The following is a 12,636-nucleotide window of genomic DNA, read 5'->3' as shown; positions in this document are numbered from 1 at the left end:
TGCAACAATTAGCACATATTCTGGAAACCTCGATGCTGTCAACAATCATCTATCGTAGCCATATCTCTGATGAAGTCCCTCTGAAGACGCTGGCGAAGCTGGCAGTTGAGGCCAATAAAGTCAACGAATCGCACAACGTTACCGGTATTTTGCTGTTTAACGGCACGCACTTCTTTCAGCTACTGGAAGGGCCAGAAGACGCCGTGCTCGCAATCTATGACGGTATTTGCCGCGATCCGCGCCATCACAACCTGGTTGAACTCATGCGCGATTACGCTCCGGCCCGCCGCTTCGGCAACGTAGGCATGGAGCTTTTCGATCTGCGTGAGTATGACCAGGCGAAAGTGCTACAGGCCGTGCTGGATAAAGGAACTTCAAAATATCAGCTAACTTATGATGACCGGGCTCTGCAATTTTTACGCGTTTTCGCTGAAGCGACGGAAAGGGAAAATTATTTTGAAATCCCGCCTGGTGATGCCTGGGAGTTTATCGCCGAAAGCAGCAAAAGGAGCCTGAAAGAAGCCGTTGCGGCCACGGATGATTACAGTTTCGTCTTTCAGCCTATTATCGACCCGCTCTCTCGTCAGGTAGTATCACTGGAAGCCGTGATGCAGCCTGCCAGCGGCGTTTCATCGTCTGAGTATCTGGCGCAACTTCCGCGTGAAGAACGCTATGAAGTCGATCTTAAGTCGAAGAAACTGGCTTTCGCGCTGGCGAAAAAATTGGGCATTGATGGCCTGACGCTGTCAATCAATCTGCTGCCGATGTCGCTGGTAGTAGTGCCAGAAGCGGTCGATTTCCTGCTGCAGGAGATCCACGCTAACGGTCTGGTACCGGAACAAATTGTGGTTGAAGTAACGGAAAATGGCGCAATTGCCCGCGCCGACGAGTTTGCCGCCGCCATCAGGAAGCTAAAGGCCTCCGGTATTAGCCTCGCCATTGACGACTTTGGCGCTGGCTCTGCTGGCCTGCTGCTGCTGGCGCAGTTTCAGCCGGACAAAATTAAAATTGACCGCAATATCATCCATGATGTGCATAAAAGCGGCCCGAAGCAGGCTATCGTCCAGGCTATTCTTAAGTGCTGCTCTTCCCTGCAAATTACCGTGATTGCCGAAGGCGTAACGAAACCGGAAGAGTGGATGTGGCTGGAGTCAGCAGGCGTCTGTCACTTCCAGGGGGCATTATTTGCCGCACCGGAGCTGAACGGTATTCCTGCGGTCGCCTGGCCTGAAAAGGTTGAAGCCTGGTAGAGTATGAAGTCGGTATTCCAGAAGATGCCAACGGGCGGCAGCATCAGGCCGCCCGTTGGCTGCGTAGCTAATGACAGATCTGCTGCAGATCTTGCTCGGACAGGCCGGTTAATTCTCTCACCGCAGCGATTTCGAAGCCCTTAGCCAGCATGTTGCGGGCAATTTTCGCGCTGGCTTCGCGCTCGCCAAGCTGGACGCCTTGTTCGCGTCCTTTCTCTATGCCCTGAACCATGCCCTGAGCCATGCCTTCCGCCATGCCTTTTTTCAGGCCCTGTTCCCGGCCTATCTGCTCCAGTCTTTTTGCCATTGTCATCAGTTCATCCTTATGCTGCGGCATTTGCCGTGCCAGTTCGTGAATAAAGCCTTTCACATTCGGCGTTTCCCCCGCCTGAAGCATATAGTTTATCAGTGCGGTTAACTGTTGTCCGGTAATAAATTCCGACAGTAATAGCGTGATCAGGCGATCTTTTAACTCCTGCATATCACGCTGTCGAATGTGCTTTTGCAAATATGTCAGCACGGCCATAGTGCGATGCTTCATGATTTCATCATCAGAGATAGTCGTGATATCAACAAGAGGAAAAGCGCCACCGTACAGGCGGGCGGCCAGCTCGGGTTCGCTAAACAGATCCAGCCAGTTCAGGCTATAAGGATAAGGGCTTTTCCCTCCCTGATAAAACAGTACGGGCACTACCAGCGGTAAAAAGTCATGCCCGCTATCCAGATGGCGTTGCATTGCGGCAACAGAATAACGCATCAGGCGAAAAGCCATTAACTTATCCGGCTTGCTCTGGTGCTCAATCAGAACGTAAATATAGCCATCGCCTTTCGTCGTACGTAACGAATAGAGCACATCACTATAGTAAGGCCGCAAATCCTCCTCAATGAAGCTGCCTGACTCCAGCTTTAACGTATTGAGGTCGCAGATTTTCAGCAGGTCAGGCTGAAGATGTAATTCAAGAAAATCTCGCGCGGTTTGCGGGTGCGAAAGAAACGTTTTAAACACCGCGTCGTGCGGCGTAGGGGTACTGGTTTTCATCGTGGGCCTTCCTGTGCCTTGGTTATTATCAACGACCAGATGCTGACACAGAAAAGAGCGGCGATCAATAAATTTTACTTATACATCAACACGTTAAATGAACAGGTTATTGCACAGAACGGCCGTTCCCCTTTGCGTGACGAGAGCAAATAGTGCGCGTAAAGAGGCATCGAACGTCATAAAACTGAACCAGGTAATGCCGCCAGCATATTTCCTGGCTGTAATGCCCTACGCCACCGCACGGTCATGCTCTAATAGCGCCAGAATACGACTGCGTAATGCAATAAGCAGGGCGTCATCGCGGCGACGTGGGTAAGCCGAATTGACGGTAATAATATCCAGCACGCGTGCCGGGCGTGGACTAAAGACCACCACGCGGTTCGCCATTATCAGCGCTTCCTCGACGTCGTGCGTCACCATTAGCGTGGTGAAACGTTTTTCCTGCCATAAATCGACAATTTCCTGCTGCATGCGCAGGCGCGTTAATGAATCCAGCTTACCCAGCGGCTCATCAAGTATCAGCAGGCGCGGATGGTTAATTAAGGCCCGAGCCAGCGCAGCGCGCTGAGCCATACCGCCGGAGAGCTGATGCGGCCATGCACGGGCAAACTCGCGCAGCCCAACACGGTCGAGCATGGCATGAATTTGCCCTTCTGCCGCTTTTTTGCTTTCGCCACGAATTTGTAATCCCAGCCCCACATTGTCGTAAACCGTACGCCACGGATAAAGCGTCGGATCCTGGAAAACCACCACGCGTGAAGGATGCGGCGCGGTTATAGCCTGGCCTTCTTCGACCAGCGCGCCGGTTGCCGGTTGCTCCAGGCCTGCCAGCAGGCGCAGTAGCGTGGATTTACCGCAGCCGGATGGCCCCAGCAATGCGACAAATTCACCTGCCTCCACCTGCAAATTAATATTTTCCAGTACGGCAAGTTCACTGCCTTCTAAAGTGAAATGGTGACTGACATTTTCAATGGCAATATTGACACCAACGTCTCTACTCATGGTTTTATCCTCCTTAAAAACTGCAATTTATACTCATAAATAACACGCAGCGATAAAAGGAAATATGCGAATAGCGGCAACCAATTTCGCTAAAAGACATAAGTAAATACTGCATGAACTCATACGCATTTGTTATTTGGCCGTATGAAGCCTCTTTGCGATAGTGCCATAAAATTCGGGCAGGGAGACAAGCATGGCCAGTGAAGTTCTGTTATTACGCCGTTCTGGCGCCGCGCGTCGTATTGCGCCTGCGCTGTGGGGAGCAATATTTTTCTGGTGGGCGCTGGTCGCGCTGATGGTTATCGTACCGGATAAGCCGCAAGGTTTTGCCGCACCACGCTTTGTACAACAAACCCACGAGCTTTTTGCTGGCCTGGCTACGCTGCTTAGCGTACTGGCACTGGGTTCCAGCCTGACGCCAAATCTGGCCGTGTGGCAGCCGCTAAAACGCAGCGGGCGCTGGCTGATTGCGCTGGCGATATTGATCGGTCTTTGGGAATACGTTACCGCCAAGCTGGCGCTGCTGCCCGCCCCCTTCTTTGCTCCACCTCGCGCGCTGATAGAAGCTTACGCGACCGACTGGCCGCGGCTGCTGGACAGCGTACTTAATTCTCTTCGCCTGCTGGCGTTCGGTTTTCTGTTTGGCAGCCTGGCGGGATTTATCACCGGTGTGGTGATTGGCTGGTCGCGCGGTTTAGGTTACTGGGTTCATCCGGTCCTGCGGTTTCTTGGCCCGGTGCCCTCTACCGCACTGCTACCGCTGTCGCTCTATTTCTTCCCTTCGAGCTTTTCCGCCGCAATATTTCTGATTGCGCTGGCAACCTGGTTTCCGGTAACGGTATTGACCTGGTCAGGCGTGTCCAGCGTGGATAATCGCTATTACGACGTGGCGAGAACGCTGGGCGCAAATTCACTGTTTCTGGTTCTGCGCGTGGCCGTTCCCGCTTCGCTACCGCATCTGTTTGTCGGGCTGTTTATGGGACTGGGTGCCTCCTTCTCCGTGCTGGTTGCGGCAGAGATGATGGGCGTGAAGTCCGGGCTTGGCTGGTATTTGCAGTGGGCGCAAGGTTGGGCAGCTTACGCCAATATGTATGCCGCATTGATTGTCATGGCCGTGCTGTTCTCGTCGCTGATTACGCTGCTGTTTATTTTGCGTGACCGTACGCTCGCCTGGCAGCGCAACGCGGTGAAATGGTAATTCCCTTTCTTGTGGGCAGACCGCCCGCCTTTTTTAGAGGTATCGCTTATGGCCGCATCTATCTATGGCTCGATTGCTGAACTGATCGGCCAGACGCCGCTGTTACGCCTGTCGCGCTTTAGCCAGCAACAACATCTTAAGGCTGACTTAATCGGCAAGCTTGAGTTGTTTAATCCTAACCACAGCGTAAAAGACCGAATTGCGCTGGCCATGATTGAACAGGCTGAACGCGATGGCCTGCTTAAGCCTGGCGATATTATTGCCGAAACCACCAGTGGCAATACCGGTATTGGCGTGGCGGCATTTGCGGCGGCCAAAGGCTACCGTTTTCGCGTTTATATTAACGATTTTGTCAGCATTGAACGCAGCAAAATCATTCAGGCTTACGGTGCCGAAGTCGTACCTTTCAGCACCGTGCCGGGCTTTGCCGAATTCTATGAGGCCAGTGATGGCGACTTTGTTGCCGGCACGCGCTGGCTGGTCGCCCAGGTAACAGAGGCCGAACCGCACGTTCATTTTTTGCAGCAGCTACAAAACCCGGCAAATCCACGGATACACGAACTGACCACCGGGCCAGAAATCTGGCGTGATACCGACGGTGAACTGGATATTTTTGTCGCGTCTGTCGGTACTGGCGGCACGCTTTCCGGCACCAGCCGCTATCTGAAAGCGCAAAATCCGGCGATCCGCGTTGTGGCAGTGGAACCGGGAGTTGATTCGCAGCCGAGCGAGCGGCAGCCGGAGCCGCTGGAAATAACCGGCGTCCACGCCTTCAGTAATCAGCCGCCAGAACGCGTTCCGCCTAATCTGGATACGCAGATCTGTGATGAAGTTATTGCAGTGGAAACCTGGCAGGCTTATCAGGCAGCACGGCAGTTTGCGCTGGCGGAAGGCGTGCTGGTTGGCGACTCTTCCGGTGCGGTGCTCTGGGCCGGGCAACAGCTGGCGGCAAGGCCAGAAAATCACGGTAAGCGGATTGTTCTGCTGCTGGCCGACGGCGGCGCAAACTACCTTTCCACCGATCTGTTTAACCATCAGCAGCCTGTGGAAGAGCTGAAAAATGCCACCGCTGTGCAAACCTCTCAGCAGCTTTTATAACCCTTTCCTGATGATTAGTCTGGCGCGTCCATGCGCCAGGCCTTCCATTACTGCCTGACTGAACAGCTGTTACACCAGCACATCCGCAGTAATGCCTTTGGCAAACAGCAGCGGGTCGGTTTCCGGGCGCAGTACGTTAATGGCTTTCAGGTCATGTGCGTAAATATCAATCTCTTTTACAAAAGCTTCGCCCACCGAATAGTGGCCATGCGTATGCGTTTTCAACACGCTGGCTATCTCCTGTGGATTTGTATTGAGCGCTTTACTGTTAAATTCCTGGCCGATCGCGTCAGGATGCTGAGCAGCAAAGGCGTGCGCCTGCAAAATAGCGTGGGTGATGGCCGCCGCTACTTCCGGCCTGTCGCGAATTAAGCTGCCGCGTGCGCCAATAACGCAGCAGCTAAGGTGCGCGTAGGTATCGGAAAGATTAGTAGCAACCTCACGATAGCCCGGCTGCTGCGTCAATCGCCACATCACCGGATCCGACCCGCTCGCTGCCTGTATTTCTCCTTTTTTTAGCACCATCGGCAGTAAATCCTGCGGATAAACGCGCCAGCTAACATCGCTATTGGGATCGAGACCGTGCCGCTTTAATAACAGCGAAAAAAAGTTCTTATCTGCGCCAGCCATATCGGTGACGCCAATTGTTCTACCTTTCAGCGCCTCCAGCGTAGCGGGGCCGTTATCAAGCGTTACCAGCCGCATACAGCCGCCGTGCGTGCCGGCGGTAAGCTTCACGTCAAATCCCTGCTCCAGCGCCTTGAGCCAGCGTAGCGCCATGCCAACCGCCGCTTCCGCTTTGCCGGTGGCGATAGCCTCCAGCAGTAATTCGGTGGAATTGCCAAAATTCACAAACTCCACGTCAAGATTGTGCGCTTTAAAAAACTGATGTTGGTCAGCTACGATAACGGGCGCGAGGCAAATAGCGTTCAGGTTAACCGCAAGCCGCACTTTTGTTGGCTGCGCCAAAGCCCATTTTCCCGCCCCTCCCTGTACTAAATCGCGCGGCATCGTCATATCCGGCATCGCATTTGCAAACAGAGCTGGAGAAAATGCGCCTGTCGCCAGAGCGGCGGCAGAATAATGAAGAAACCGACGACGTGATAAACCTGAATATAGAGTCACACTACCCCCTGAAATAAATATTCTTTTTAAAAAAATAAGGAATGAGGCGAAAGCTGAGTAATAGTAATTAACACGGTAACCGGTCGGTAAACTATGCCGATTTCGTCTGAAGATATCTGCTTTATTGCTTTTACATTAGAGGGCCAACAATGAAAAATCATGGCAGTCAAAAACGTGCTGGCGCGTAGTTATCGCGCATTAACTGGAGAAAGAATATGGCGCTTACGCTATTTCTGGATGAGCTTTTGCCTGCTGTTAGTCAGGCGCTGGCGGAAAATGCGGCAGAGGTCGACCGGCTGGGCAAATTTCCCTGGCGCAATTTTGCTCTGTTGCATCAGCACGGTTTGTTAAGCCGCGCCCTGCCCGTTGCCGCCAGCGGCTTTGGAAGCAGTCTGGCAGAATGCCGCGCTATTATCAGCGCTATCGCGCAAAGCGAGCCGTCCACCGCGCTGATTCTGGTCATGCAGTATCTTAACTCACGCCGTCTTGATAAGAATTCTGGCTGGCCTACCGCCGTTTATGAGCGTGTCGCACGAAGCGTGCGGGAGGATGGCGCGCTGATTAATGCTTTACGCGTGGAGCCAGAGCTTGGTACGCCAGCACGCGGCGGCCTGCCAAAAACCATAGCGCGTAGAGAAGTTGACGGCTGGCGCATCAGCGGCGAAAAAATTTACTCTACCGGCAGCGTTGGCCTGAGCTGGTTTCTGGTCTGGGCGCGCAGCGACGATGCCGATCCGCTGGTGGGTAGCTATCTGGTACCCGCTTCCGCCCCCGGCATCCGCATTGTTGAGGAATGGGATCATCTTGGTATGCGCGCCACCTGTAGCCATCGCGTAGTGCTGGAGGATGTCTGGGTCCCTCGGGAAAATGCCGTCAAGGTAAGCCCGTGGAGTGAGCCACGCCCGACGCCCGATGATGAAGATATTTTGTGGACAAACGTGCTTCTTGCGGCGCTCTACGATGCTATTGCACGTGCGGCCCAGCGCTGGTTAATTACCTTTTTACAACAGCGTACGCCTGCAAACCTGGGACAACCGCTGGCGACCTTGCCGCGCTTTCAGGAACTGGTCGGCCAGATCGAGACGCTGCTGTTCACCAGCCAGACAATGCTGGATGGAGCGCAAGCTGGCCTGATTTCCGCAGAAGACGCCCCAAAGTTAAAGCAGGTTGTAACGAACAATGCTATTCGCAGCGTTGAGCTAATGGTGAAGCATATTGGTAACCACGCGTTAACGCGAGCTAACCCGCTCGAACGACACTTACGCAATGTATTGTGCGGCCGCATTCATACGCCGCAGGATGACGCTGTTTTCACGGGTGCCGGAAAAAAGGCGTTGGCCGCACATTACGACAATGAATTAAAGTATTCCATAACTGCATCATCTTCCCTCGCTCCGGATGGGTTGCCCACCAGCGCGCTAAAACAGCCATAGCATTTTCAAATTAAGCGGCTCGCCATAATCGCAAAGGCATACAGAGCAATAGCAATAATGCTGATACAGGTACCGCAGGAAATTGTACGCGCCGAACGGCTCGTCTTAATATCCTGCGTCGTTTTGCCGATAAACCAGCCCATGATTAAATAGAGAAGCGGGAAAAAATAGTCACTGCTTTTCCTTAAGATTATTTTTATGACCGAGGCTATGCCCTTTGATGCTGGGCCGATCAACCAGGTATGCAAAGGATAAGTTTGACTCTGCATCAGATAGCAGCAGTCAGCGATCGGGCCAGCGATAACCAGAGTAAAAACCTGTGAAAAACCGACCAGTCCACGGGCATTTCTTATATATCATTAATGTAAAATAAATGTAAACACCCTATCAGGCAACATCTTCAGCCGTATAGAAATATCAAAACTTCTACAAATGTAATCAAATGCGATATTTTTCCCTTCTCGCCTTTCAAATGTGACTGAAGTTTTCTTCGGGCCGAATTAGCAGTAAAAGCTAAAAGCCCGGGCGCAAAAAGGTATTTTATTACCTCGTGGTTGTTACTTTTATTTAACAACTGATGATAATTATCAACAAGCGAACCGGCCAGCTGCGGCAGCCGGGACGGTTTCTGTTTATGAGGAGTGAAACGATGAAAGCACTGGTTCAGGATGTTTTATCTATATTTTCACCTAAGTCGATCGAGCCGGTACTGGTTCGTTCCGGGCTGTCTCATCGTGAAAAAGCCTCAATCCAGCCTGTCGGTATTATGTCTGTCAGCTGGGCGACTTCGCTCGAAGAGCTGCACGATGCACTGGTTCAAAAGGCACTAGCCGCAGGTGCCGTCGGCTACCACATCACTAACGTGGAATCCCATAAGCCAGGCAACGATGAGCAGTCAGTACTCGCTGCCACCGCCACACTTTATAATATCAATGACAGTCTGGCTTATGATGACTGGCCGCTTTAATCATTCCGAACATTGTCACCTTTAATTACCCAGGCATTGCCCATTTTTGAAGGCGCGCCAGCAAGGAATTTTGATTTTCTATGCCGTTGCCAAACGCAGCGGCACCTTTACCTCTAACAAAGCTTCAGGAAAAACGATTTTATCTGCATAAAGCTGTTGTTGCTTTGCCCCCTTCAGCCATACAAAAAGCAGATCCCTCGCCATTGTGGCTGACAATCCTCTAAGTTACTTTTTTAATTACCTTTTTCGCACAAGGATTACTGGAATGCAGATATAGCTCTTTCATTAATCCTGATAGCATCCTTATTATCAAAGCCTGTCTCAGGATCAAAACTATGACTAAACATATTCCACAACTAACGGCCTATCTGCGTGAAGTTCGTCACCATCTGCACCGTTTTCCTGAACTTTCTAATCAGGAATTTGCCACTACGGCTTATCTTCGTGAACAGCTGGCGCGAGAAGATATTGCCATCCTGGATCTACAGTTGGCTACTGGCCTGGTCGCGGAAATTACCGGCGGTAAACCCGGTCCACTGGTGGTGCTGCGCGCCGATATCGATGCCCTTCCTATTGAAGAACAGTCCGGCGTGGCGTTTAGTTCGCAAAATCCAGGCGTCATGCACGCCTGCGGCCATGATTTTCATGCATCGGCCGCGTTGGGTGCGGCAATTTTTCTTCAGCGGCAGCGCGCAGAACTGGCAGGACGAGTACGTATTCTGTTTCAGCCTGCCGAAGAAAATGGCAACGGCGCGCCAGCGGTACTGGCAAGCGGCGCGTTACAGAATGCCAGCGTCATATTCGGTCTGCATAACGACCCGGGTTTACCCGTTGGCGTAGTCGGCAGTAAAGCAGGCGCGTTAACGGCAGGCGTCGATCGCTTTGCTATTCGTATTAAAGGCACCGGCACTCACGCCGCGCGTCCTCATGAAGGTAACGATCCTATTATCATTGCCGGACAGCTTATCGCCTCACTGCAAACGCTTATTGCGCGTAATCTGCCTTCCGATCAAAACGCGGTGGTATCCATAACTCAGGTTCATAGCGGCACAACCTGGAACGTCATTCCCGAGGAAGCCTGGCTGGAAGGCACCGTGCGTACCTTTAATGCGGCAAGCCGGGATCTTCTGGAAAAACGACTGCGCCAGTTACTGGACGGCCTGGCCATCTCTTTTAACGCCTCTGTGACGCTCGACTGGCAGGCCGGGCCACCTTCCGTATGTAACGATGAACGCTGGGCCGCTTTTGCTCTTGAGCAGGCCAGCGCCAGCGGACTGGAAGCGCGAACGGTAGAGGCCAGCCCAATCGGGGAAGATTTTGCCTTTTACCAACAGCAGGTTCCCGGCGCTTTTGTCATGGTCGGCTCTGGCGGCCCGTGGCCTTTACACCATCCCCAGTTTCGCGTTGACGATGAGGCGCTGTTACCTGCGGCTCTCTATCTGGCAAACCTGGCGCTGGCAGCGAGTACGAAGCTGGCATCTGCGGCATAAAAAACGATCTGATAAAGCTTGCAAATGGCGCAGAGAAATCCGCGCCATTATCTGTACAGGTGCCCCCCAACGCAGGCCGTCAATCGATCCAGTTAAGATCGCTTATCATCCGCTCTACCTGCTTTCTTTCTTCTCCGCTTATCGTCCGCAGGGGAAACGGCAGTGAAGGCGAAGAGATGGTGCCCATAAGCTCTGCCATGGTGGCGATCGTTCTGAGGCTACCGTGACGACGGAAGAAATCCCATAGCGGACTAAGGGCAGCATCATGCTCAAGCGTTGCTTCTTTATCCCCCGACAGGGCCGTTTTTGCCAGCGCCAGAGAAAAATGTGGGAAAAGCCCACCGAGCACGGAATACCAGCCTTCACAGCCAGCAAGCAATCCATGCAGCGCCTGGGTATCGCCGCTGATTCCCAGGCTTACGCCTTCAGGCAGGTTATCTTTCAGTTTTGTGATTCTTGCTGCGGCTTCGGAAGGAACCGGCGAGAGAGCGCCGAGTTTGATTGCCCCCGTGCCCGGAAGATGGGATAAGGCGATTAGCAGCTCGTCGGTAAATTGAAAGCCAGTGGTGATGGCATTGTCATAAATACAGAGAGGCACCGACAGCTCGCGCATTATACGCTCATAGAGATCGTAAACTTCTTCGCTATTTAACCGCTGGTAAGAGACCGGTGCGAGAAGAACCGCGCTGACGCCAGCCTTCTGAGCATCCTCTGCCAGCTTTAGCACCTCTTCGCTCCGTACTGCGCCAATGCTGGTCATCACCGGAATGCCTGCGGTGGTCTGTACCACCAGTTGCGTTGTGCGGTAACGCTGTTGACGCGTCAGATAAGCGTAGCTTCCCGTTGAACCCAGCGCGCCAATGGAATCAACACCTGCATCGACCAGGCGGTCAAGGAGTGTAATAAACGATTTTTCATCAACTTCTCCATTTATCATGGGTGTAAGAGGAAAAGCGCTAAGACCTTTAAACATGATTATTCCTTTAGTAGAACAGCGTAACAGGTGAATTTAACGGGCAAATTTGCGTGAGCCTGCCACGCACAAAATGACGCCAAACGTGGTTGCTACCGTTAACGAACTGACGGCTTCGTGCAAAAACAGCGCAGAAAGTGCCAGGCCTGAAAACGGCTGTAATAGCTGCAACTGGCTAACGGTCGCGACCCCGCCTTTCGCCAGTGCTTTGTACCAGAAAATAAAGCCAATCAGCATGCTGAAAAGTGAAACGTAGCCGAGCGCTATCCAGGCGGGAAGACCGACATTATTCAATGCTGGCGGTAAGGTAATGAAAGAGGCAATCAGCATAAGAGGCAGCGAACCAACCAACGCCCAGCCGATTACCGGCCATCCGCCCAGTTCCCGCGACAGCCTGGCGCCTTCTGCATAACCAAGGCCGCAGACCGCTACGGCTGTCAGCATCAATATATCTCCCGTAAAAGATAACGACACATTTTGCGTCAGCGCAAATTCGACGACCAACAGGCTACCTGTACAGGAAAAAATCCAGAATGCCACAGGCAGCCTTTCACCTCCTCTTATTACGCCAAAAATATTGCGACGGGTCTCAGGGTTGGTGCGGTTGTCTCCCCAGCGCCCTTCCGGCAATCACTGGAGCGTGCGATCAGGGCAACTACCTGGAATACACCTTCTGTAATGACGTCAATTGTATGCGGCTGGCTACAGGATGGCACAGTTAAAAGGCTGGAAGGACTTAAACGTCGGGAGGCGCGCCGGCGTCAGGCTGTAGCACGAGAGCTATTAAGCCCGCTCAAGTTTATAAGCCATCCCGGAGCCTGGTTCCTCTGGCTTCCTTTACCAGACGAAATAAGAGCCGAAAATATCGTCCGTAAACTGGCAGAGGAAGGCATCTCGGTCTCTACGGCTGAACCGTTTTGCACTACGCAAAATGTCCCTCATGCAATACGGCTTGCGCTGGGCTCGGTGAGTACGGAGAAGCTGCGGCTCGCGCTGATAAAAATCAGGGAAATTATTGAATACGAACGGGATCTTTATTGATAATAGAAATAATAATAATA

At 52.6% G+C, this 12,636-nt stretch carries 13 protein-coding genes and 1 pseudogene; 7 read left to right on the top strand and 7 right to left on the bottom strand.

What is annotated here, in order from left to right:
- Positions 1-32 precede the first annotated feature (32 nt).
- Positions 33-1,250: a diguanylate phosphodiesterase gene (locus KUE00_RS08765; protein ID WP_246759739.1), complete on the top strand. Its 1,218-nt coding sequence runs from the start codon at positions 33-35 to the stop codon at positions 1,248-1,250.
- Positions 1,251-1,317: 67 nt separating this feature from the next.
- Here the strand turns inward: KUE00_RS08765 and KUE00_RS08760 are convergent, their stop codons facing one another.
- Both KUE00_RS08760 and KUE00_RS08755 read right to left on the bottom strand, forming a co-directional pair.
- Positions 1,318-2,289, bottom strand: coding sequence for an Rpn family recombination-promoting nuclease/putative transposase (locus tag KUE00_RS08760; protein WP_246759405.1), 972 nt, complete (start codon positions 2,287-2,289; stop codon positions 1,318-1,320).
- A gap of 228 nt (positions 2,290-2,517) precedes the next feature.
- Positions 2,518-3,291 (bottom strand): ABC transporter ATP-binding protein, encoded by a 774-nt coding sequence (locus tag KUE00_RS08755; protein ID WP_246759404.1) that lies wholly within the window; start codon positions 3,289-3,291, stop codon positions 2,518-2,520.
- A gap of 193 nt (positions 3,292-3,484) precedes the next feature.
- Between KUE00_RS08755 and KUE00_RS08750 the strand changes: the two genes are divergently transcribed.
- Positions 3,485-4,489 (top strand): ABC transporter permease, encoded by a 1,005-nt coding sequence (locus tag KUE00_RS08750; protein WP_246759402.1) that lies wholly within the window; start codon positions 3,485-3,487, stop codon positions 4,487-4,489.
- A gap of 48 nt (positions 4,490-4,537) precedes the next feature.
- Complete coding sequence (locus tag KUE00_RS08745; RefSeq protein WP_246759400.1) at positions 4,538-5,587, top strand: PLP-dependent cysteine synthase family protein; 1,050 nt, start codon at positions 4,538-4,540, stop codon at positions 5,585-5,587.
- 69 nt (positions 5,588-5,656) lie between these two features.
- Here KUE00_RS08745 and KUE00_RS08740 read toward each other — a convergent pair whose 3' ends face one another.
- Positions 5,657-6,712, bottom strand: a complete 1,056-nt coding sequence (locus KUE00_RS08740; protein WP_246759398.1) for an ABC transporter substrate-binding protein — start codon at positions 6,710-6,712, stop codon at positions 5,657-5,659.
- 215 nt (positions 6,713-6,927) lie between these two features.
- Here KUE00_RS08740 and KUE00_RS08735 point away from each other — a divergent pair, with 215 nt between their 5' ends.
- Complete coding sequence (locus KUE00_RS08735; RefSeq protein ID WP_246759397.1) at positions 6,928-8,145, top strand: acyl-CoA dehydrogenase family protein; 1,218 nt, start codon at positions 6,928-6,930, stop codon at positions 8,143-8,145.
- 5 nt (positions 8,146-8,150) lie between these two features.
- Here KUE00_RS08735 and KUE00_RS08730 read toward each other — a convergent pair whose 3' ends face one another.
- Positions 8,151-8,414 carry a hypothetical protein gene (locus KUE00_RS08730; protein WP_246759396.1) on the bottom strand — a complete coding sequence of 88 codons (264 nt, stop codon included), beginning with the start codon at positions 8,412-8,414 and terminating at the stop codon, positions 8,151-8,153.
- A gap of 380 nt (positions 8,415-8,794) precedes the next feature.
- Between KUE00_RS08730 and KUE00_RS08725 the strand changes: the two genes are divergently transcribed.
- Complete coding sequence (locus KUE00_RS08725) at positions 8,795-9,112, top strand: YdgH/BhsA/McbA family protein (protein ID WP_246759395.1); 318 nt, start codon at positions 8,795-8,797, stop codon at positions 9,110-9,112.
- Positions 9,113-9,190: 78 nt separating this feature from the next.
- On the opposite strand, the gene KUE00_RS21845 is transcribed toward KUE00_RS08725, so the two are convergent.
- Entirely contained in the window at positions 9,191-9,316 is a 126-nt protein-coding gene (locus tag KUE00_RS21845; protein WP_281434550.1) for a hypothetical protein, read from the bottom strand.
- Positions 9,317-9,447: 131 nt separating this feature from the next.
- On the opposite strand from KUE00_RS21845, the gene KUE00_RS08720 reads away from it, so the two are divergent.
- The gene (locus KUE00_RS08720; protein WP_246759393.1) at positions 9,448-10,602 is read left to right on the top strand and encodes an amidohydrolase; all 1,155 of its coding nucleotides are present in this window, start codon (positions 9,448-9,450) and stop codon (positions 10,600-10,602) included.
- Between the two features lie 79 nt (positions 10,603-10,681).
- Here KUE00_RS08720 and KUE00_RS08715 read toward each other — a convergent pair whose 3' ends face one another.
- Positions 10,682-11,575 carry a dihydrodipicolinate synthase family protein gene (locus KUE00_RS08715; protein WP_246759392.1) on the bottom strand — a complete coding sequence of 298 codons (894 nt, stop codon included), beginning with the start codon at positions 11,573-11,575 and terminating at the stop codon, positions 10,682-10,684.
- A 36-nt stretch (positions 11,576-11,611) separates the two neighbouring features.
- Positions 11,612-12,151: pseudogene (locus KUE00_RS08710) on the bottom strand (DMT family transporter); the annotation flags it as partial.
- Here KUE00_RS08710 and KUE00_RS08705 point away from each other — a divergent pair.
- Entirely contained in the window at positions 12,053-12,616 is a 564-nt protein-coding gene (locus KUE00_RS08705; protein WP_246759391.1) for an aminotransferase class I/II-fold pyridoxal phosphate-dependent enzyme, read from the top strand. The pseudogene KUE00_RS08710 and the gene KUE00_RS08705 sit on opposite strands and share 99 nt — an antisense overlap.
- The last annotated feature ends 20 nt before the right edge of the window (positions 12,617-12,636 follow it).

The organism is Erwinia phyllosphaerae, assembly GCF_019132875.1.
In the GTDB taxonomy this organism is placed as follows: domain Bacteria; phylum Pseudomonadota; class Gammaproteobacteria; order Enterobacterales; family Enterobacteriaceae; genus Erwinia; species Erwinia phyllosphaerae.
Note: the sequence above shows the minus strand (reverse complement) of the source record. Positions and strands in the feature narration are given on the sequence as shown.